General features: G+C 34.7%; 17 protein-coding genes. 8 read left to right on the forward strand and 9 right to left on the reverse strand.

Annotated features, from left to right (window positions below; genetic code table 11):
* Positions 1-4 precede the first annotated feature (4 nt).
* On the forward strand, positions 5-610 hold the full coding sequence (gene pncA, locus BOQ64_RS14805) for a bifunctional nicotinamidase/pyrazinamidase (RefSeq protein ID WP_129057589.1): 606 nt from the start codon (positions 5-7) through the stop codon (positions 608-610).
* 52 nt (positions 611-662) lie between these two features.
* On the opposite strand, the gene BOQ64_RS14810 is transcribed toward pncA, so the two are convergent.
* Both BOQ64_RS14810 and BOQ64_RS14815 read right to left on the reverse strand, forming a co-directional pair.
* Positions 663-1,511, reverse strand: coding sequence for a sialate O-acetylesterase (locus BOQ64_RS14810; RefSeq protein ID WP_129057590.1), 849 nt, complete (start codon positions 1,509-1,511; stop codon positions 663-665).
* 197 nt (positions 1,512-1,708) lie between these two features.
* A complete protein-coding gene (locus BOQ64_RS14815; RefSeq protein ID WP_129057591.1) occupies positions 1,709-2,890 on the reverse strand; it encodes a pseudouridine synthase in 1,182 nt (393 codons plus the stop codon).
* A 101-nt stretch (positions 2,891-2,991) separates the two neighbouring features.
* On the opposite strand from BOQ64_RS14815, the gene aroB reads away from it, so the two are divergent.
* Positions 2,992-4,038, forward strand: a complete 1,047-nt coding sequence (gene aroB / locus BOQ64_RS14820) for a 3-dehydroquinate synthase (RefSeq protein WP_129057592.1) — start codon at positions 2,992-2,994, stop codon at positions 4,036-4,038.
* 81 nt (positions 4,039-4,119) lie between these two features.
* Here the strand turns inward: aroB and BOQ64_RS14825 are convergent, their stop codons facing one another.
* Positions 4,120-5,976, reverse strand: a complete 1,857-nt coding sequence (locus BOQ64_RS14825) for a tail fiber domain-containing protein (RefSeq protein ID WP_129057593.1) — start codon at positions 5,974-5,976, stop codon at positions 4,120-4,122.
* Positions 5,977-6,473: 497 nt separating this feature from the next.
* Here BOQ64_RS14825 and BOQ64_RS14830 point away from each other — a divergent pair, with 497 nt between their 5' ends.
* The 4 genes from BOQ64_RS14830 (at position 6,474) to BOQ64_RS14845 (ending at position 10,104) form a co-directional block, all read left to right on the forward strand.
* The gene (locus tag BOQ64_RS14830) at positions 6,474-7,106 is read left to right on the forward strand and encodes a porin family protein (RefSeq protein WP_129057594.1); all 633 of its coding nucleotides are present in this window, start codon (positions 6,474-6,476) and stop codon (positions 7,104-7,106) included.
* 251 nt (positions 7,107-7,357) lie between these two features.
* Positions 7,358-7,945 (forward strand): porin family protein, encoded by a 588-nt coding sequence (locus BOQ64_RS14835; RefSeq protein ID WP_129057595.1) that lies wholly within the window; start codon positions 7,358-7,360, stop codon positions 7,943-7,945.
* A gap of 415 nt (positions 7,946-8,360) precedes the next feature.
* A complete protein-coding gene (locus BOQ64_RS14840; protein ID WP_129057596.1) occupies positions 8,361-9,059 on the forward strand; it encodes a porin family protein in 699 nt (232 codons plus the stop codon).
* A 343-nt stretch (positions 9,060-9,402) separates the two neighbouring features.
* Complete coding sequence (locus tag BOQ64_RS14845; protein ID WP_129057597.1) at positions 9,403-10,104, forward strand: porin family protein; 702 nt, start codon at positions 9,403-9,405, stop codon at positions 10,102-10,104.
* Positions 10,105-10,211: 107 nt separating this feature from the next.
* Here the strand turns inward: BOQ64_RS14845 and BOQ64_RS14850 are convergent, their stop codons facing one another.
* The 6 genes from BOQ64_RS14850 to BOQ64_RS14875 all read right to left on the reverse strand — a co-directional run bounded on the left by BOQ64_RS14850 (position 10,212) and on the right by BOQ64_RS14875 (position 17,389).
* Entirely contained in the window at positions 10,212-11,159 is a 948-nt protein-coding gene (locus BOQ64_RS14850; protein ID WP_129057598.1) for a glycerophosphodiester phosphodiesterase family protein, read from the reverse strand.
* Positions 11,160-11,365: 206 nt separating this feature from the next.
* Entirely contained in the window at positions 11,366-12,865 is a 1,500-nt protein-coding gene (gene purF, locus BOQ64_RS14855) for an amidophosphoribosyltransferase (protein WP_129059745.1), read from the reverse strand.
* 129 nt (positions 12,866-12,994) lie between these two features.
* Positions 12,995-13,717: a phosphoribosylaminoimidazolesuccinocarboxamide synthase gene (purC, locus tag BOQ64_RS14860; protein ID WP_129057599.1), complete on the reverse strand. Its 723-nt coding sequence runs from the start codon at positions 13,715-13,717 to the stop codon at positions 12,995-12,997.
* Positions 13,718-13,753: 36 nt separating this feature from the next.
* Entirely contained in the window at positions 13,754-14,449 is a 696-nt protein-coding gene (locus BOQ64_RS14865; protein ID WP_129057600.1) for a DUF3307 domain-containing protein, read from the reverse strand.
* Positions 14,450-14,451: 2 nt separating this feature from the next.
* On the reverse strand, positions 14,452-15,057 hold the full coding sequence (locus BOQ64_RS14870; protein ID WP_129057601.1) for a SatD family protein: 606 nt from the start codon (positions 15,055-15,057) through the stop codon (positions 14,452-14,454).
* 406 nt (positions 15,058-15,463) lie between these two features.
* Positions 15,464-17,389: an endonuclease gene (locus tag BOQ64_RS14875; RefSeq protein ID WP_129057602.1), complete on the reverse strand. Its 1,926-nt coding sequence runs from the start codon at positions 17,387-17,389 to the stop codon at positions 15,464-15,466.
* Between the two features lie 191 nt (positions 17,390-17,580).
* Here BOQ64_RS14875 and BOQ64_RS14880 point away from each other — a divergent pair, with 191 nt between their 5' ends.
* Together BOQ64_RS14880 and BOQ64_RS14885 are read left to right on the forward strand one after the other, a co-directional pair.
* Positions 17,581-18,720: an acyl-CoA dehydrogenase family protein gene (locus BOQ64_RS14880; protein ID WP_129057603.1), complete on the forward strand. Its 1,140-nt coding sequence runs from the start codon at positions 17,581-17,583 to the stop codon at positions 18,718-18,720.
* A gap of 17 nt (positions 18,721-18,737) precedes the next feature.
* Entirely contained in the window at positions 18,738-19,235 is a 498-nt protein-coding gene (locus tag BOQ64_RS14885) for a DinB family protein (protein WP_129057604.1), read from the forward strand.
* Positions 19,236-19,369: the final 134 nt, after the last annotated feature.

The raw sequence follows: 19,369 nt of genomic DNA on the forward strand, positions 1-19,369 counted from the left end.
AAATATGAAAAAAGCGTTAATAATAGTCGATGTACAGAATGATTTTTGTGAAGGTGGAGCATTAGCAGTACCTGGAGCCAATGAGATTATTCCTTATATCAATCTTCTGATGGAAGAAAATGAATATGATCAGATCATTTTAACACAGGACTGGCATCCTGTAGGACATAAAAGCTTTGCAAGCAGTAACGGACGTAAAGTAGGAGAAAATATTATCCTGAATGGTGTACCTCAGTTTATGTGGCCGGATCATTGTATTCAGGGAACTTTCGGAGCAGAATTCCATAAAGATTTAAACCAGAGTAAAGTTACTCACATCATACAGAAAGGAAAAAATCTTGAAATTGACAGCTATAGCGGTTTCCAGGATAACAATCATTTCATGAAAACTGGATTGGATGATTTCCTGAAATACCATGATATTCAATTAGTGGAAATTGTTGGATTAGCAATGGACTATTGTGTGAAATTCACTGCTCAGGATGCTGTAGCTAACGGATATGTCACTTGTCTTCATTTCAACGGAACCCGTGCTGTAAACGTTAAACCGGATAATGGCAGAGATGCAATCTATGAAATGATTGAAAAAGGAGTAACAGTATTGGGATAGTAATACCATACTAGAATATATAAAAAACAGCATCATTACTGATGCTGTTTTTTTATTTCTGGTTCAGTTGAGTTAATGTTGAGAGAAAATCTTTAGGTTCAATATTTCCAACTGCAAATTCATGCTCCAATAGTTTAATTTGTTCTGTTTTGGTGTAAGAACGGTTGTAGATTGTTGCTAACATATTTTCTTCATCATGATGAGGATCAAGAAGATTTTTTAAATCATGAAAAGCCTTATAATATCTTACTCCTAATATTCTTTGTGATAGAGCATTGAAATGAATGCTGTCAGTATTGGCTGTAAGCCCTTTTGCGGTAACAAAATAACAGTTTGCATGAGTTTTTGCAAATTCTTCTAATGCCTGATTAATTAAAAGGTATGAATTAAAATACTGTCCGAAGATCCCATTAGGTAAGAAGTCTCCCAAGCCACCTATAATAAGAGGGACTTTCGGAATATTTAATTCCTTGCGTAATGTTTCTGTTATTATAGAAAATTTTTCAACATACTTTTCAGCTTTTTCCGGAGAACAGTCGTTTTCGCCTTGATGCCACAGGATACCCGAAATCTGACTTGTTCTTTGTGCAAGTTTGGCCTGTGATATTGCATTTTCAAATAAGGCTCCTTCTACGGCCCAATCATCAAGACTTGTTCCTCCGTCAGCACAAGGAATTAACCCTATCTCCTCTTTTGGATTATCAAGTCTCCAGGATGCAGCAAATGAAGCTGCCAATCCCACACCAGCACTGGGACGGTCAAAATTAATAGGTTCAGACATGATTTGCCATAGTCCGTTTCGCTGCATTTTAATATGTTCATCATAGATAGGTGGAACTTCTTTACTATAGCCACGACCAGCCATGTTAGACTGACCTATCATTAAAAAGGAATGTATCATTTTTTATTTAATTCTATGCTGATACTTTTATTGAATAAGTATTAGATTTGTTTTATTCCCTCAAAGCTATGATAAATGTCTCAATAATGAGACTGTTTTAATATAAAATGAAATACTATTTTTATCAACTAATAATGTAAAAAGGCGCAGAAACTAGTTCTGCGCCTTTTATTTTTTAATCATAAAATGACTTTATTTTAAAGCATTTTAAGGTTGTTTACTTCCAGTTCTGTAAGAATTCTCCAGTGTCCTCTCTTAATGTTCTTCTTCGTTAATCCGGCAAACATTACTCTGTCTAAAGATTCTACTTCGTATCCTAATCTTTGGAAAATTCTTCTGATAACACGGTTCCATCCGATGTGGATCTCAATTCCGATTTCATTTTTAGGCTTCCCTTCAATGTACGAAATCTGATCAACTACCGCTACCCCTTCATCAAGACGGATTCCTTCTGCAATAAGACGTAAATCTTCACCAGTAAGTTTCTTATCCAGCGTTACATGGTAAATTTTCTTAGCATCAAAAGATGGATGCGTCAGTTTTTTCGTCATGTGGCCGTCATTCGTTAATAAGATAACTCCTGTAGTAGAACGGTCTAATCTTCCAACCGGGAACAGTCTGTAAGGAGAAGCATTAGCAACAAGATCCATTACTGTTTTTCTTGCTTTATCGTCCTTAGTGGTAGAAATATATCCTTTTGGCTTGTTCAGAAGTACATATACAGGTTTTTCCGGTGTAATGCTTTGTCCGTCAAAAACAACTCTATCCGTTTTCTGTACCTGATATCCCATTTCATTTACTACCTTTCCGTTTACTTCTACAAGCCCTTGAGTGATAAGCTCATCAGCTTCTCTCCTGCTGCAGATTCCGGAATTTGCAATATACTTATTAAGACGGATGCTGTCTTTATGAACATCTTTTTCGATTTTACTCAATCTTCTCTTTTGTACAAAAGATCTTGTTTTATCATCGTTTCTGTCATCTCCATTAGATGGTCTTCTTCCGTATTTTAAGCTACCTCTTTCATACTTATCTCTGGTATCGAAGTTTCTTCCACCTCTCTTAGGTTTTCCAAAAGATTTCTTTTCGTAGCTCTCACTTTTATTCGTAATATAAGCCCTACTTTCAGATTTTGATTCAGAATCATCACTAGAGCTATTAAAACTTCCTGTATTTTTCTTGAACGGTTTCTTTTCAAATCTTGAGTTGGATCCTGAATGTTCGGGACCTTTTCTTCCCCCATCTTTAGAGAATGGTTTTTTAAAAGGTTTTGATCCTGAGGAATTTCCAGATCTGGAAGCACGAGAATCATCAGAACTTTTCTTGGTTGAAATTCTTGGTCTCTTTGATCTGTCTGAATTATTATTATCTCTGCTCATTCTAAAAATTTTTGCAAAGATAGTAATTTAGTTACGAGTTAAAAATTAAGAATCATAACTTTGCACTATAGTTTACATTTTAACCTTACTTATTTTTGAAGATGATAACAATATTAAACGATAATTTCTCACAGCTTAACGATTTTCTTCACGAAAAAACATTTAGTAAAATTTTTATTTTAGTGGATGAAAATACTCATGAATATTGCCTTCCCGTTCTTTTAGGCAATATGGAAACCGATCTTGGGTTTGAAATTCTGGAGATTGAAGCAGGAGAAGAAATGAAGAATATCCAGACTGCCAACCAGCTTTGGGAAATTCTTACAGAAATGCAAGCAGACAGAAAAGCTTTGGTTATCAACCTTGGTGGCGGTGTAATTACAGATATGGGTGGTTTTGTAGCTTCTACTTATAAAAGAGGAATACAGTTTATCAATATCCCTACGACCCTTTTATCTATGTGTGACGCTTCTATTGGTGGGAAAACAGGAATTGATCTGATGCATTATAAAAATATGGTGGGAACATTTGCTTTCCCGGAGCAGATTTTTATTTATCCAAAATTTCTTGAAACATTACCTTTTAAAGAATTAAGAAGTGGGTTTGCAGAAATGCTGAAACATGGCCTTATTGCAGATAAAGCGCATTGGAAGCAGCTGATTCAGATTCATAAACTTGATGTGGAAGCCGTAACCCCTTATATCCAAAATTCTATGGATATTAAACAGGACGTTGTAGAAAAGGATTTCCACGAAAGCAACATCAGAAAAACCCTGAACTTCGGGCATACAATAGGTCACGCAGTGGAAAGTCTTTGTTTACAGCAGGGAAATCCTATTCTTCATGGTGAAGCTGTTGCATTGGGAATGATTTGTGAAGCCCATCTTGCTCATCTTGAAAATCTTATTTCAGAGGAAGATTCAAAAATAATCATTGAAAACATACAGAGATATTATCCTTATTTGGATATCAGTGATTTTAAAGATGAAGACATTACGGCATTACTTTTAAATGATAAAAAGAATGTAGACAGTAAAATTAATTTCTCTCTCCTTACCGGTATTGGTGAATGTAACTATGATTTCCAATGCAGCCAGAAAAACATTCTTGAATCATTATCTTTCTATAGAAAACTGAATGATGCATAACCATTTTTTATAGAGTATTATCTGAACATCATATTACGTCAAACCCTGCTATTTTCCAGCAGGGTTTACTATTTAAAAACTCTATTTTCGAAAAGAAGATTCCAGACGTTGTAAGCGTTCTTCAAAAATGGTCTGTGCTTGCTGCATTTCCATATTCAATTTTTTTAATGCTTTATTTTCACTTTCTAATGCTTCTATTTTTTTTACCAGCTCTTGAGTTGCCGAAATATTCAGCATAGATAAGGCATCATAATCTACTGTTCTCAGATCAGATACTTCAGTACCGTAAACAAATAGTTTTCCTTTAAGTTTCTTATCTTCCAAATGTACTGTAATACTCTTTGGTGTACTGTTTTTAATTTTCAGAATAATTTCCCCGGTTTCATCAAATATTTTAAGAAATTTATCTTCTTTAGAAATAGCAATAGGTCTTTCAAAGGTAAAAACTGACTTATTTTGTTGGGCTGACTGATAAATATTGGGAATAAAAGTTTTTATACTATTTTTACTGACTGCCTGTGGATATACAGCTTCCACTTCTTGGGCAATGACCTTTTTAAATTCCTGATTTCCGTACACAGCCTCATCTTTCATAAGATAATCAGTAATATCCAATTTTTTTAAAATTGTTAAATCCTTTGAAGAGTCTGATTTCCCTATGATCTTTTTGATCCTTTTATCTGAAAAAAGAGAGGTTTGTGCCACACTTAGTTTTCCTACCGATATAATATTTCCATCTGCATAAATAGACGTATTAGTATTGAAAGCTCCTATATCGTTGGTATAATTCGGATAGGTAGTTAATATCCCGTCTGGAGAACCCAAATCCGGGCTTATTCCATAATAGGTAAGACTTGATACAGCCAAAGGCCATGAGGCAGTCTTTAACCTGATATCCAAAGGAAATTTAGGAGTATCTGTTCCAATACCAATATTTCCGTTCTGATCGATATTGATTCTTCTGTTTCCATCACCATCAGCAATGATAATATTATTTGAAAGCGAAGCAGGTAATCCGCTTACGTTAGCTCCGATAATGGTATTTGCTTTTCCGGAAACAAGTCCTGCACCTGCCCGGAAACCGATAAACGTGTTATAATTATTAACTGCATTTAAATTATATCCTGCAAATCCCCCAATCGCTGTATTTCCTCTTCCCCCCGGAAGCATCCGGAAAGAATCCCCGCCTACTCCAATGTTGTGATCGCCGGAGATCAGCTCCCTGAGTGAACTGGCTCCAACACCTACGTTTCCTATAGTACTTTTAGCGGAAAAAAGTGAAAAGTAACCATTGGCCACATTATTACCTCCATCCAGATTAGAATATAGCGCCCGATATCCGTAGCCGGTATTCTGCATTCCGGATTTGTTACTGCTTAATACCTCTGCTCCTATGGCTGTGTTCATACTTCCAATGGTATTTGAAATTAAATTATTGACACCTACTGCAGTATTATTAAGACCGGTTGTATTGGCTGTCAGACTGTTTACTCCAAATATAGTATTGGTTGAATTTAATACACCAGATACGATATTATTCCTTTTAAAAATAACGTCTACGTTATCAGAAGTTCCTATAAAGTTAACTCCGTTTACCATACCTGAGTTTCCGGTAAGACTCCATCCAGTCATCACGATAGGTGTTAAATCATCCAGTACTTTTGTCCATCGTCCGGCAGTTGTACTCCAGTAATAATATCCTGGAGCCATTCCGTTGGTAGAAGAAGTATTGTAAATCATTAAAGAATGGGCAGGAGACGGTATTGTCATGGTATCCGAACTTCCGGTCAGTGCGATTCGGGGGATTAATATTCCTTTGTCAGAACCAACAACCTCAAGTACGGAAGAAGGATTAGGTGTTCTGGTATTAATACCCACCTGGGCCTGGAAAGTATTTTCAAAGAAAAGAAATAACAGCAGCAATGTGCACTTTTTCATATTGTAGAGATTAGCGAATCCTTACAAAATTTGATGATCTGTTTTGTAAGAGTATCAGGTTATCATTTTATAATGATCTGCAAAATTAATAAAGCAAAATGAGATAAACAGGTTTTAGCTGTGCTGTTTAAAGAAATTGGTTCTATATAATAAAGGCAGACTGCAAATAAAAAAATACTTCTGAATCTGTGGTTTTTTTATAACAAACAGGAAAATACTCCCTGAGTTTATCAAAATCCGAACTGCACTGCTTATTAATTTTGACAAAATTGTCAATTTAGACGGTTTCTAAACAAATGTTTATTTAAAAACAGAATGATTTGATAATCAAATTATTAAATAATAAAAACAAGTGTTTTTTTATTGAAATTTTTACTGATTTTATATCGAGAAATATTTTTTGGCAAGCAATTTGAAAGATCTCCAGCGTTCAACAGAAATGTGAACAAGTAGTAAAATTTAAAATTAAGAAAGAGTAAAATTAAAAATTTAAAGTTATGAAAAAGTTAATTTTAGGATTAGCAGTAACTGCAGGAACATTAGCGTTCGCTCAACAAAAAACTTCTTCTAGCCCTGTATCATTTGGGGTAAAAGGAGGAATGAACGTTTCTTCACTTTCAAAAACTGAAGGGCTGGACGATCAAAAATCTAAAATCGGATTCAATGCAGGTGTATTTGCCAACATTCCGGTAGCCACTTCATTTAGCATCCAGCCAGAGGTATTGTACTCTCAGTATGGAGAGAAGTCTAACTATAAGTTAAACAACAGCACAACCATCTCAAATTCTACTAAGCTAGATTATATTACAGTACCGGTAATGTTCCAGTACAATGCACTTCCTAACCTTTATTTAGAAGCTGGACCAGAGTTCGGATTCATGGTAAGTGCTAAGAACAAAGTTAAAAATGAATCTACAGGGCAGTCGTCTACTACAGATAACTATAAAGACAACCTGAATACATTCAACTTTGGGATTGGTATAGGAGCAGGATATTACTTCACTCCAAGCTTTGGAATCACAGCAAGATATGTTGCCGGTTTAACGGATATTGCAAAAGACAGACCTAACGGATCTGATGCTATCAGAAATAATGTATTCCAGGTAGGATTAGCTTATAAATTTAATTAAGCTATTTAACATTCAGTAACAAATTTTATATTCAATAAAAGATCAGGTTAAATTTTTAATCTGGTCTTTTTTTTATTATAAATCTTAAATTATGTTAACGGATTATGAGTGTTATTCTGTAAAATAAATTTCTAAATATTCTACTTAATACTCTATTATAAAGTTAAATAAAGTTGTTTTTATTTTTTGGCACGCGATTTGATTATAAAGAAAGTGTTAAACAAAACTTAAAAACTATTAAATATAAACTTATGAAAAAGATTCTTTTTGGTCTTGCATTAGTAGCAGGAACTTTCTCTTTCGCACAAAAAACATCATCAAATACAGCTTCATCTCCAGTTAGATTTGGATTAAAAGCAGGTCTTAACGTTTCTAGCTTTACTGAAAGCGGATGGAACTCAAAAGCAGGATTCTATGCAGGTGCATTCGCTAATATTCCAGTAGCTCAGGATTTCTCTGTACAACCGGAAGTTTTATATAGCGGAATGGGTGCGAAAGCTAAATCCAATAGCGATGTAAAAGCTAATTTAGATTATATTGCTGTACCGGTAATGTTCCAGTATAACGCACTTCCTAACTTATACTTAGAAGCAGGACCTCAATTCGGTTTCTTAGTAGGTGCAAAATTAAAATATAATTCTAGTTCTGTAGATATTAAAGATTCTACTAAAGGTTTTGACTTTGGTTTAGGACTTGGTGCTGGTTATTACTTCACTCAGAACATTGGTGTGAACGTAAGATATGTAGCTGGATTAACTGATACTGCAAAAAACAGACCTAGCGGTTCAGACTCTAACAAAAATGGAGCTTTCCAAGTTGGTTTAGCTTATAAATTCTAAGCTTAGCACTTAGCTTTAATTGAAAATTATAACCGGATTATTTATTTGATCCGGTTTTTTTGATCTCTACTCCTCTATTTTAATTTTTTGGCAAGAAATTTGCGTATAGAGTATTAACTATATCTGTTTTTAAAGTATATTTATACTACAGTTTTTACTTTATGATTTTAATATCAAATATTAATTTTAAAATCGTATAGAAAATTTTATTACATATTGATTAAAGACTGAAAAATAGACAATGGGAATATTAGATTAATATTTCCAACATAAATATAATACATTTTGATTTCAATAGAAAAAGTCAGGTTTACTTGTTAAATCTGACTTTTTCGCTTTTATATGACTTTTATCAACTTTTATCTCTTTGGCGGGAGTTTTGCTACAGGTGGGTTGAAATTTTAATTAAATAACCATGAAAAAATTATTCATAGGATTGGCATTTACAGGGAGCCTTTTTATTAATGCACAGGAAAAAACTAAGTCATCTTCTCCTATTACCTTTGGGGTTAAAGCGGGATTTAATGCAACCACTATTTCTAGAAATGATGATAAAGATGGTTATTATGATAATGATCAGAAGATGAAAGCAGGTTTTAATGCAGGAGTATTTGTAAATATACCAGTAGCAGAAAAATTTAGTATTCAGCCTGAACTTCTTTTCAGCCAGTTAGGATCAAAATCTGAAGCAAGATATAGAGAGACACAAGGAAATAGAATGGTTAGCGTTGAAGTAAACGATAAAACAAACTTGAATTATCTTGTTCTACCAGTTATGGTACAGTATAATATCCTTCCTCAGCTTTATGTAGAGGCTGGTCCTGAATTCGGATTTCTATTAGGTGGTAAATCAAAAGGAGATGTTACAATTACTGAAAGAGAGGGGAATTTCACATCTTATCAAAGTGAAACATCTTCAAGCAAAATAAATATGGATCGTTTTAACAGGTTTAATGTTGGAATAGGTGTTGGTGCAGGATATTATTTTACACCACAATTTGGGGTAACAGCAAGATTTACTGCAGGACTTACCAATATTATGAAGAGTAATTTTGACGTTTATAAAGCAAGAAACAATGCCTTTCAGGTTGGTGTAGCATATAAATTCAAATAGATATTTATTATTTTTCGATGTAGGCCAGGTATTTTTAATGCCTGGCTTTTTATTTTCAGGGGTAAGTCTGGAAATAAAAGTTTTTCATCTTTATAAAGTATATAATTAACACCAATTAATATTTATATTGATATGGAATAAGTTTAACATAAAATTTATCACAAATATTCTATATGTGTTGAAATATTTTATATAAAACGGAACATAATCTTTCTTTTTTTTAATTGAAAAATCTCTCGAAAATGGCTTTGTATCTAGGTTTTTTGAGTTTGGCAAGCATTTTGCAAAATAAACCGCGAATGGTTGAAAGACCATCAAGTAGTAAAAATTAAAAAATAAAATTATGAAGAAGTTATTTTTAGGACTGGCATTAACTGCTGGTACATTAGCCTTTGCTCAGGAATCAACAACTGTAAATACATCACCTCTTAAAAAAGACGTTCAACCTATCAGATTTGGTATTAAAGCCGGAGGAAACTCAGCGTATTTCAGTGAGCAATCATTCGGAATGAACAGCCAGAAATTAGGTTTCCATGCCGGAGCTTTTGTAAACATTCCTATCTCTAAACAGTTCAGCTTCCAGCCAGAGGTTTTATATAACCAAATGGGGGCAAGAGATGTAGCTTACTCAACAGAAACAACTACAGGAGCAACTACTGTAAAAACTAAAGGAGAAAGCAAAGTAACAATGAACTATATTTCAGTTCCTTTAATGGTACAGATGAGACCTATGGACAAGTTCTATATTGAAGCAGGTCCTGAATTCAGCTACTTTATCAACGGGAAAACTAAAGGAGAAGCTACTGTAGCAAGTACTACCGGAGGAGTAACTACTACTACATCACAATCTCAGTCTGATGATATCAATAAAGATAATATCAACAGATTCAACTTTGGTTTAGGTCTTGGTTTAGGATATGATATTACTAATAATATCGGAATCAGTGCTAGATATACCAACAGCTTAACAAAGATCGAAAAGAGCAGACCAGCTGCTGAAAACAACAACAGAGTTTTCCAATTAGGTCTGAACTATAAGTTCTAATAAAAAATAAACCAATTTTTTAACTTAGATACAGATTTCTGTATCGCATAAAATAGCCGGAAGAATTTCTTCCGGCTATTTATTTTTTGGGATATAGGCTGAACTAATTATTCAAAGATTCTTGGATCATCACTAATTACCCCGTCTATTCCCATACTTTTTAACTCCTGTAATCTTTCTTTGGTATTCACAGTCCATGGGATCACTTTCATTCCTAATTTATGGCATTCCTGTACAAGTTCAGGAGTAACCAATCTATGATCTGGACTATAAATGGTTGGAGTGTAGCTCAAGAACTTCATATCTCCTGCTACTCCATTTAAATGGTTTGGATATAATTTGAACTTTTCTACCGGAATATTCTTAAAATGAGCCCGTTGCTGCTCTAATTTTTTATCATCTACTTTTTCTACAAGTAGAGCCGTCATTATCTTTGGATATTCTTTATGAATAATTTCCAATGTTCTGGGATCAAAAGACTGGATAATAACCCTGTCCTGAATTCCTTTTTCTACAATAATCTTCATCATCAGGTCTACAAATTCTTTAGGTTCCGGATGAAAGATATTATCTGAGAAAGGACGTGTTTTAGTCTCTATATTATAATAAGGCAAAGGTCTTTTCAACTCACGGGAATAAGATTCACAAGCATCTATAATATCTGAGAAAAGAGGTTTTTGTACCTTTACTTTCTTTTGATCGGGATAGTTGTCCAATTTCTTTTGGCCTACATCAAATGTCCGAATTTTTGAATAAGGCATATCGTAAATTTTGTAATAAAAACCAGAATCTTGTGGAATATAAGTTCCATCCGGTTTGGTAATTAATTCAGGGGAAAGAAAGGCATCATGCGAAAGAATTACTTTTTTATCTTTTGTGATAGCTAAATCCATTTCCAGGGTTCTTACATTCATTTTTAAGGCGTTTTTCATAGCCGGAACAGTATTTTCCGGATAAAGAGATTTTCCACCGCGGTGAGCCTGATTATCGAAAGATTGTGCTGAATAGAGTTGAGTAGCAATAAGAAATATACCTGATAAAAATGCGTTCTTCATATCCTTTTAATTTTAATCTTATAAAATTAAAATTTACCTGTGTATTGTATAATACAGGAATATTAAGGTTTTGCTACATTTTACCTTGTTTTGTTGGTATTGGAAACTTTTAATAGCGTGTTTTGAGATTCCTCGTTCCTCGGAATGACAGAATACAAAAAGAGCCAGGCATTTACTACCTGGCTCTCTGTTTTATGTAAGAAATATTAATTAAATAATACTGCTTCCTCTCCTTTTCCTACCGGATATTCTTCTGTAAAACATCCAAAGCAGTGATTAGAAGATCCTAAAATGCTTTTTAGATTATCTATGCTTAAAAACTCTAAAGAATCTACTCCTAAATAGTTTTTAAGCTCTTCTGTAGTCATATTCGCTGAGATCAGATCATCTTTTGATGGAGTATCAATTCCCAGATAACATGGAGCAATAATTGGTGGAGAAACACTTCTGAAGTGAATCTCTTTTACTCCTGCATCTTTCAAGATTTTAACCAATCTCTTGGATGTTGTTCCACGAACGATAGAGTCATCAATGATCACTACCCTTTTATCTTTCATTTCTGAAATAATCGGGTTAAGCTTAAGGTTTACTACCCTTTCTCTCATTTCCTGTGTAGGAACAATGAAACTTCTACCGATGTATCTGTTTTTAATTAAAACAGGGCGGAAAGGGATTCCTGAAGCTTTTGAGAAACCGATAGCAGCTGGAACTCCGGAATCCGGAACACCAATTACCAAATCAGCTTCTACAGGTGCCTGCTCCCAAATCTTTTCACCGGACTTTTCTCTGATCTCATATACATTAATGTTTTCAAGAGTAGAGTCAGGTCTTGCGAAGTAGATGTATTCAAAAGAACAGATTCTCTGTTTTCCTTTCGCTTCATCCATCATATAAGAATGAAGTTTTCCAGGCTCGTTTTCATTAGTATAAATGATTTCTCCAGGAAGAATATCACGTACATACTGAGCTCCTACAGCATCTAATGCTACAGATTCGGAAGCTACAACATAAGAGTTCTCATTAATAGCTCCTAAAACTAGTGGACGAATCCCATTGAAGTCTCTGAACGCAAAGAATTTATTTCTTGTCATTCCCACTACGGAATAGGCTCCTTCAATCTTCTCCATAGTTGCTTTAATAGCTCCACGAAGACCAAGATCAAGGTTTTTTTGGATCAATCTTAAGATCACCTCAGAATCGGAAGTTGCTCTGAAAACTACGCCTTCAGCTTCTAATTCCGCTTTTAATTCCTTCGCATTGGTAAGGTTACCGTTGTGCGCTATAGAAAGTATAATCTGGTCATATTCGTTTTTCGCGAAAAATGGCTGGAAATTATATTTCTTTTTATCTCCTGCTGTGGTATAACGGGTATGACCAATTGCAGAATTTCCCATAAAAGTTTCAGGTTCCTGAATGTCTTTATAAACGTCTAAAACCAGTCCTTCATCTTTCATATTGGTAATTTTACCGTCTTTTAAAACGGAAATACCACAAGCTTCCTGGCCTCTGTGCTGTAGTGCAAAAAGCCCGAACTGTGAAAGAGAAAACGTATCCAGATCTTCATCTGAATAAAGACCGAAGATTCCACATTCCTCATTAGGAGCATCTAATCTCTCCTCCTCCTGAGTTCTGAAAAGGTTTCTTCCGTAAACCTGGTTTTCAAACTGTTTTAAATATTCACTTTTATGAATGTCTAAACTTTTCATTTCTATTTTTTCTAATAATTAGAAGTTAGATATTAGATGTCAGGAATTAGTCTAAGTTAACTTCAGTTTTTAATTTTTAGTTTTTAAATAACAAATTGTCTTCCAGAATAATATCCTTTCTCTACAATCTTATTTTACCAAAAGGTTTTTAAGACGGTTGTAGATTTCAACATATGCCTCAGTTACTTCTCCTAAGTCTCTTCTGAATCTGTCTTTGTCAAGCTTTTTCATGGTATCTTTATCCCAAAGTCTGCAAGTATCAGGAGAAATTTCGTCTGCAAGGATGATCTCACCTGTAGAAGTTTTTCCTAATTCAATTTTGAAGTCTACAAGGATGATATTGATCTTGTCAAACAGCTCAATAAGGATATCGTTGATGTCTGAAGATAATTCATACATTTCATCAAGCTCTTCATAAGTAGCAGCTCCTAAGAATACAGCGTGGTGATCGTTGATAAGCGGATCTCCCAATTCGTCTTTTTTATAGCAGATATCGAAGATGGTTACAGGAGACTTAATTCCTTCTTCCACTCCTAATCTTTGTGCCATACTTCCTGCAGAGTAGTTTCTTACTACCATTTCCAAAGGAATGATAGATACTTTTTTTACCAACTGCTCTCTTTCGTCTAATTTCTGGATGAAATGAGTTTTGATCCCTTTTTCATTTAAATATTCAAAAATAAGAGTGGTGATCGCATTGTTCATTTCTCCTTTCAGGTCAACCTGGCCTTTCTTTTGAGCGTTAAATGCTGTAGCATCGTCTTTAAAACGTACTACTACTTCATCAGGATTATCGGTAGCAAATACTTGTTTCGCTTTCCCCTCGTACAACATTTCTTTCTTTTGACTCATAATTTTACTTTCTAAATTGTAGTTAGATTTATTGATTTATTTTATTATTATTCCTGTTAAGACAGCCAGTCCAAAACTTAACAATGTACCAATTAATACATATTCCGTAAGTTTTCTCTGTTTTGCCTGTGCAAGGTCGCTGAACCTGAAAACAGATTTGGCAGCTACCATGAAACCTACGCCTTCCCAGTGATTCACCATAATAAAGGTAAATACCAGCAGACGTTCTAAAATTCCGATATATTTTCCGGCACTTGATAAAGATTCGGTTTGAATAGAGTTGGCACCATCCGGAGCGGGTGTCCAGGATGATAAAAGGATTTTGATAAAAATAGAAGCCGGCGTTGTCAAAAACAAAGCCGCCATTAGTATCTTTAAAACATCCTGATTCTGTAAAAAGCTGAAGTTAAATTCCCCGAAATAAAAAGAGGCTCCTGCAATCACTAAAACATGCAAAAGTTGATCGATAAAAAACCATCTTTTCTTTGTTTTAATAGTTTGAAAACTAAGTTTAGCAGCATCAATGATAAAATGAGTAATTCCAATTAAAATGGCTACCCACCAAAGCTGTAAATTCCAAAGAAAAATGAAGCTTAAAACAGTGTGAATCAGAACGTGAAAGTATAAAAACTTGCTTTTCAGTTTATAGTTCTCCTTATCAGCAACCCATGAATTTGGCTGAAGTATAAAATCTCCGAGTAGATGTGCCAATATGAGTTTGATAAAGATCATGCTTATAGTTCGGATATTTTCTTTCTGAAATACTGATTGGTTTCCACGATGAGCTCATAGTTAGCTCGTTTCAGTCTCTGGCTGATAGAAGACTGTGAAATAGCAAATCTTTTAGCAAGATCTTCCTGGGTAATATCCGGATTCATAATCATTTCATGAATAATTTCTGATGTTGCCATAGTCCAGTTATCAAAATCTTTGGATGACCATTTCAATAGAATATTAAGGTCCCTGTCTACGGAATCGTTTGACGTTTTAATGGCAACCGTGTGCCCGTCATTCTTCAGGTCATTCAGAAGTCGGCCGGAATTTACGTAAGCGGTACCGTTAGATTCGGTGATCTTTTCAGAAGAAAAACTTTCTTCACCAATACCTATGGCTATTCTTACATCCAGGTTTTCCTGACTTTTAATAAGGGATTTTATGGCTAGAAAATGCCAGAAAACAGAGTCAATACTGCATTTAAACTGAAACTCATCTCCCCTGTAGATTTCCCATGTGCCGGGAGCGCTTCCCCAGGTTTCGAGAAGATTTTTAAGTCTGGTAATCCAAACTTCAGTGTCTGCATGCTGTGAATTTATAATATCACCGGTAATGACCGCTATCATACTGCAAATATAAGCATAATTACTTATAAATAAAAAATATAAGCACAAACACTTATAGATATTGATTATTAGCGAATCTGCTTATATCGATTATATGATAAACACAAGGTTTTCAAGGATTTGAATAAAACAAGAAAAACGTAAAAACACAAAATGAATTGAAAATTTTAATAAAAAGCTGAATATTAACTCAACTTTTTTAATAGTTTTTTATGTAAGAAGCTGTTTCCTGCTATCCGCTCATACTCCTCGCTCCTATTCTTTCCCATTGCTTGCTGTGGGGTAACCGCTACTATCAGGGCTAAATGGTCATTGCGAGCAAAGTAATCACTTCAAAAAAATCAGTAGATCTAACCTTGACAGGGTTTTAAACCCTGTCAAGGTTGATCAGCTGCTATCTCTTAATTTATTTTTTAATAAACTGTTCTACTCTGTCATCCAGTCTCAGAAGATAAGTTCCTGTAGGAATTCCCTGTACAGAAATGTTCTTTTTATTTCTGAACGGGTCTTTCTCTGTATAAATCACTTTTCCGGAAAGATCAATAATCTGAGCTGTTTTCACTTTTTCCGTTTCTCCACTTATGAAAAGGTTATCATATACCGGATTTGGATATATTTTTAAAGTTTTTTCTGCAGAAGTAATAAGCTCTGAAGTGGATAAAGTTCCAAGAGTCTGACAGTAATTAGACGGATAAGAATCCCATTCACTCAAATTAAATGTAGTAGTTGGGTGATTTATATTGCTTTTTCTATACAAAGAAACATTGCCATTGGTATTAGCTGTATACTTAGTTCCGATAGCATCTACGGTCACAAATTCATTATAAGCAAGCTCTACATAATTATCTCCTTTAAAGGCCATAGGATCTGAAGAGGTTACAAATTTAGCCTGACTATTCGAATAACAGGATAAAGTGGATTTAGGATTCAGAATCACAAAAGTTTCATTATTCCCTACTTTACCTTCCAGCTCATAAGTATCAGCACGGTAATAATTCCCCTGAGTATTTTTAAGCTGAATATTGATTCTGTAATCATTCAAATTAACTTCGTGGCCTGTTTTATTAGTGATTTCCAAGGCATTATTATTAACCATGGTATTGTTGGTTCCTGAAATGTATTTTGTAATGATCAGATCTTTCGCATAAGAATCTGATGCAATGGTAGCTGCTGTTACAGTATTACTTAAAGGAGATTCAAGATAGCCCTTGTCGTAAGCTTTTACAGTAAAAGTATAAGTAGTGGATGGATTAAGGTGATCTATACTTATAGAAGTGTTCTTAGTAGTCGCAATGGGCGTAGTTGAGCCATTCACATAAATCTTGTAACCAAGTACATCTGTTTCCGGCGAGGCTGTCCAGTTCAGATTAATAAAATAAGCATTCTGCTGAGTGGTAGCAAGGGAACCTGGTGCAGACGGAGCAATTGCGTCCGGTGTTTCAGACCATATCATATTAACCCACTCTGGGTGATCTATAAATGGGTTCCTGTTATTCTGTATAGCGTATATTGCATTATTTCTATCTATTTCTCTTTGTGAAACAGGATCGGCAGCGCTCCATTGTTTCAACATTTCAATATAAGGAAGATCAATTGCTCTTTCTTCCGTACCATCAAGCGGGCATTGATCTGTTAAAGGCGTTATGGTTGCCGAGGTACTATACGCAGTATTAAATGAACTTAGTTTACCTTCATATCTTACTGCAAAATATAATAATGACCTTGCAATATCTCCTTTAAACTCATCAATCGGCTCATAAACCCTTCCTTTATAAGGGTAATTGGGAATTGCAGCATTTGATATTCTGGACCCATTGGTGAAATTGTAGTGATTGGTGCTATTTCCTATTCCATAAGGGTAATTTCTTCTCAACTGATTAATTCTGGCATCCGCAGGGATGATAAAATTCAGATCTGAAAACATGGGATAATCACTAATTGTTTTATTGGTATCAACAAGAAGGGTGGTAAATGTGCTCTGCGGCATCATATGTTCTTTATTATACCCCATTCCTTCCATAGAAGTACCAGCTACTAATTGATTTACTTTGTATTCATATGCATCTGTTTCCAGTGGTTTCTCAGAATAGATATCCAGTAAAAATTCCGTATTGGTTGCATCATGATCGTAATATTTATCAAGATCGGTTTGTGCATAAAAAAGCTGAATACCATCATAATGCCAGTTGATATTCTTCTCAGAGATGATATCATGCAGCTTAGATTTCAGTGCATACCCTGTTAATCCGGCTGTTCCGTTATAATATCCGGCAGGAGCCTGCGCTGAGATATAAGAAGAAATCAAAATAATAGGAAATAGAATTTTTTTCATACCTTAAAAATTGGGCGACTAAATTAGTAAAATAAAATACGCAAAAGATTGAATATTTTATTAAGAATACATTAATTCTCAAAATATAAAAAATTGGAAATTAAAATATTGACATGATATATATTATGGATGTGATAATTTTTTTAGCATTCCGTCAATTTGGTTATCTTTGGGAACTAACTATTATCAATATGAATACAGAGACAATTGACAACATCAAAATGATAGCGGAGACAGCTAGAGAATTTGCAGAGAAGAATATCCGACCGAATATTATGGAGTGGGATGAAAGCCAGACTTTTCCAAAAGACTTATTTCACCAGCTGGGAGAAATGGGCTTTATGGGAATTGTAGTGCCTGAGCAATACGGAGGTTCCGGCTTAAGTTATCATGAATACGTTACGATCCTGGATGAAATATCTCAAGTAGATCCGTCTATTGGTCTTTCTGTAGCAGCACACAACTCTCTTTGTACAAATCATATTTATGAATTTGGTAATGAAGAGCAAAGAAATAAGTGGCTTCCTCAATTAGCTTCCGGAAAAGTAATCGGAGCCTGGGGATTAACAGAGCATAATACTGGGTCTGATTCAGGAGGAATGTCTACCACTGCTGTAAAAGACGGTGATGAATGGATCATTAACGGAGCTAAGAACTTTATTACTCACGCTATTTCAGGAGATATTGCTGTAGTAATGACCAGAACAGGTGAAAAAGGAGCTAAAAATAACTCTACCGCTTTTGTTTTGGAAAAAGGAATGCCTGGTTTTACTTCAGGAAAAAAAGAAAATAAATTAGGGATGCGTGCTTCTGAAACGGCAGAGCTAATTTTCGATAATGTACGTGTACCGGATTCTCACCGTTTAGGAGAAGTGGGTGAAGGTTTCAAACAGGCTATGAAAATTCTTGACGGAGGTAGAATTTCTATCGCTGCTTTAAGTTTAGGAACAGCAAGAGGAGCTTATAAGGCTGCTTTAAAATATGCTAAAGAAAGACATCAGTTTGGAAAATCAATCTCTGAATTCCAAGCGATCAACTTCATGTTAGCTGATATGGCTACAGAAATTGATGCTGCTGAACTTCTTATTCAAAGAGCAGCAACATTGAAAAATGCTAAGCAAAAAATGACAAAAGAAGGGGCAATGGCAAAATTATATGCTTCTGAAGCTTGTGTAAGAATTGCCAATAATGCTGTTCAGATCTTCGGAGGATACGGATATACAAAAGATTTCCCTGCTGAAAAATTCTACAGAGACTCTAAGCTTTGTACAATTGGTGAAGGAACTTCTGAAATCCAGAGACTGGTGATCGGAAGAGATATTACAAAATAATTTTAACCCTCATACAAATGATTAAACAGGCACTTTTAGGTGAATTTCTGCACGAAGCTGAAAACACCAGAAAAATTTTAAAAGCAATCCCTGACAGCGCTTTAGACTGGAAACCCTCTGAAAAGAACTGGACAACCGGTCAGTTAGCGTCTCATATTGCAGAAGTTTACAACTGGTATGACTCTACCTTTAATCAGGATGTCTTTGACATGGGTACCTATCAGTATGATAAAGGTGACATTTCCAAAGCTGAAAATATTGTAGCAAAGTTTGAAGAAAACGTTGCTAAAGCACAAAAGGTCTTGGAAGACTCTGATGAAAACACTTATTTTAATGAATGGAAGATGGAAATGAATGGAAATGCTCTTTTCCCGGCTTCACCAAGAATTCAGGTAGTAAGAGGTTTTCTTTATAATCATTTGTACCATCACAGGGGTGAACTGGTTGTCTATTTAAGATCAACCGGAAATAAAGTTCCCGGACTTTATGGCCCTACTGCCGATGATAAAATGTAACTGAAAATTATTTTAATTAATAAAAAATGGCATACGTAAATTACGTATGCCATTTTTTCATTTTGGGACAATATCAATTTGAATATATTTAATGTATTGCATAATATATTAAATGAAAGATCAAAAAAAATCTT

This window comes from Chryseobacterium sp. CH25 (assembly GCF_004119455.1).
Taxonomy (GTDB): domain Bacteria; phylum Bacteroidota; class Bacteroidia; order Flavobacteriales; family Weeksellaceae; genus Chryseobacterium.

What these genes read in the sequence shown, in the direction of transcription:
- BOQ64_RS14815 (WP_129057591.1), bottom strand. Translation starts at nt 2,890, where the DNA reads ATGAGCAGAGATAATAATAATTCAGACAGATCAAAGAGACCAAGAATT.
- purC (WP_129057599.1), bottom strand. Translation starts at nt 13,717, where the DNA reads ATGAGTCAAAAGAAAGAAATGTTGTACGAGGGGAAAGCGAAACAAGTA.
- BOQ64_RS14840 (WP_129057596.1), top strand. Translation starts at nt 8,361, where the DNA reads ATGAAAAAATTATTCATAGGATTGGCATTTACAGGGAGCCTTTTTATT.
- BOQ64_RS14830 (WP_129057594.1), top strand. Translation starts at nt 6,474, where the DNA reads ATGAAAAAGTTAATTTTAGGATTAGCAGTAACTGCAGGAACATTAGCG.
- BOQ64_RS14850 (WP_129057598.1), bottom strand. Translation starts at nt 11,159, where the DNA reads ATGAAGAACGCATTTTTATCAGGTATATTTCTTATTGCTACTCAACTC.
- BOQ64_RS14870 (WP_129057601.1), bottom strand. Translation starts at nt 15,057, where the DNA reads ATGATAGCGGTCATTACCGGTGATATTATAAATTCACAGCATGCAGAC.
- BOQ64_RS14825 (WP_129057593.1), bottom strand. Translation starts at nt 5,976, where the DNA reads ATGAAAAAGTGCACATTGCTGCTGTTATTTCTTTTCTTTGAAAATACT.
- BOQ64_RS14845 (WP_129057597.1), top strand. Translation starts at nt 9,403, where the DNA reads ATGAAGAAGTTATTTTTAGGACTGGCATTAACTGCTGGTACATTAGCC.
- BOQ64_RS14810 (WP_129057590.1), bottom strand. Translation starts at nt 1,511, where the DNA reads ATGATACATTCCTTTTTAATGATAGGTCAGTCTAACATGGCTGGTCGT.
- aroB (WP_129057592.1), top strand. Translation starts at nt 2,992, where the DNA reads ATGATAACAATATTAAACGATAATTTCTCACAGCTTAACGATTTTCTT.
- BOQ64_RS14880 (WP_129057603.1), top strand. Translation starts at nt 17,581, where the DNA reads ATGAATACAGAGACAATTGACAACATCAAAATGATAGCGGAGACAGCT.
- BOQ64_RS14885 (WP_129057604.1), top strand. Translation starts at nt 18,738, where the DNA reads ATGATTAAACAGGCACTTTTAGGTGAATTTCTGCACGAAGCTGAAAAC.
- BOQ64_RS14835 (WP_129057595.1), top strand. Translation starts at nt 7,358, where the DNA reads ATGAAAAAGATTCTTTTTGGTCTTGCATTAGTAGCAGGAACTTTCTCT.
- pncA (WP_129057589.1), top strand. Translation starts at nt 5, where the DNA reads ATGAAAAAAGCGTTAATAATAGTCGATGTACAGAATGATTTTTGTGAA.
- BOQ64_RS14865 (WP_129057600.1), bottom strand. Translation starts at nt 14,449, where the DNA reads ATGATCTTTATCAAACTCATATTGGCACATCTACTCGGAGATTTTATA.
- purF (WP_129059745.1), bottom strand. Translation starts at nt 12,865, where the DNA reads ATGAAAAGTTTAGACATTCATAAAAGTGAATATTTAAAACAGTTTGAA.
- BOQ64_RS14875 (WP_129057602.1), bottom strand. Translation starts at nt 17,389, where the DNA reads ATGAAAAAAATTCTATTTCCTATTATTTTGATTTCTTCTTATATCTCA.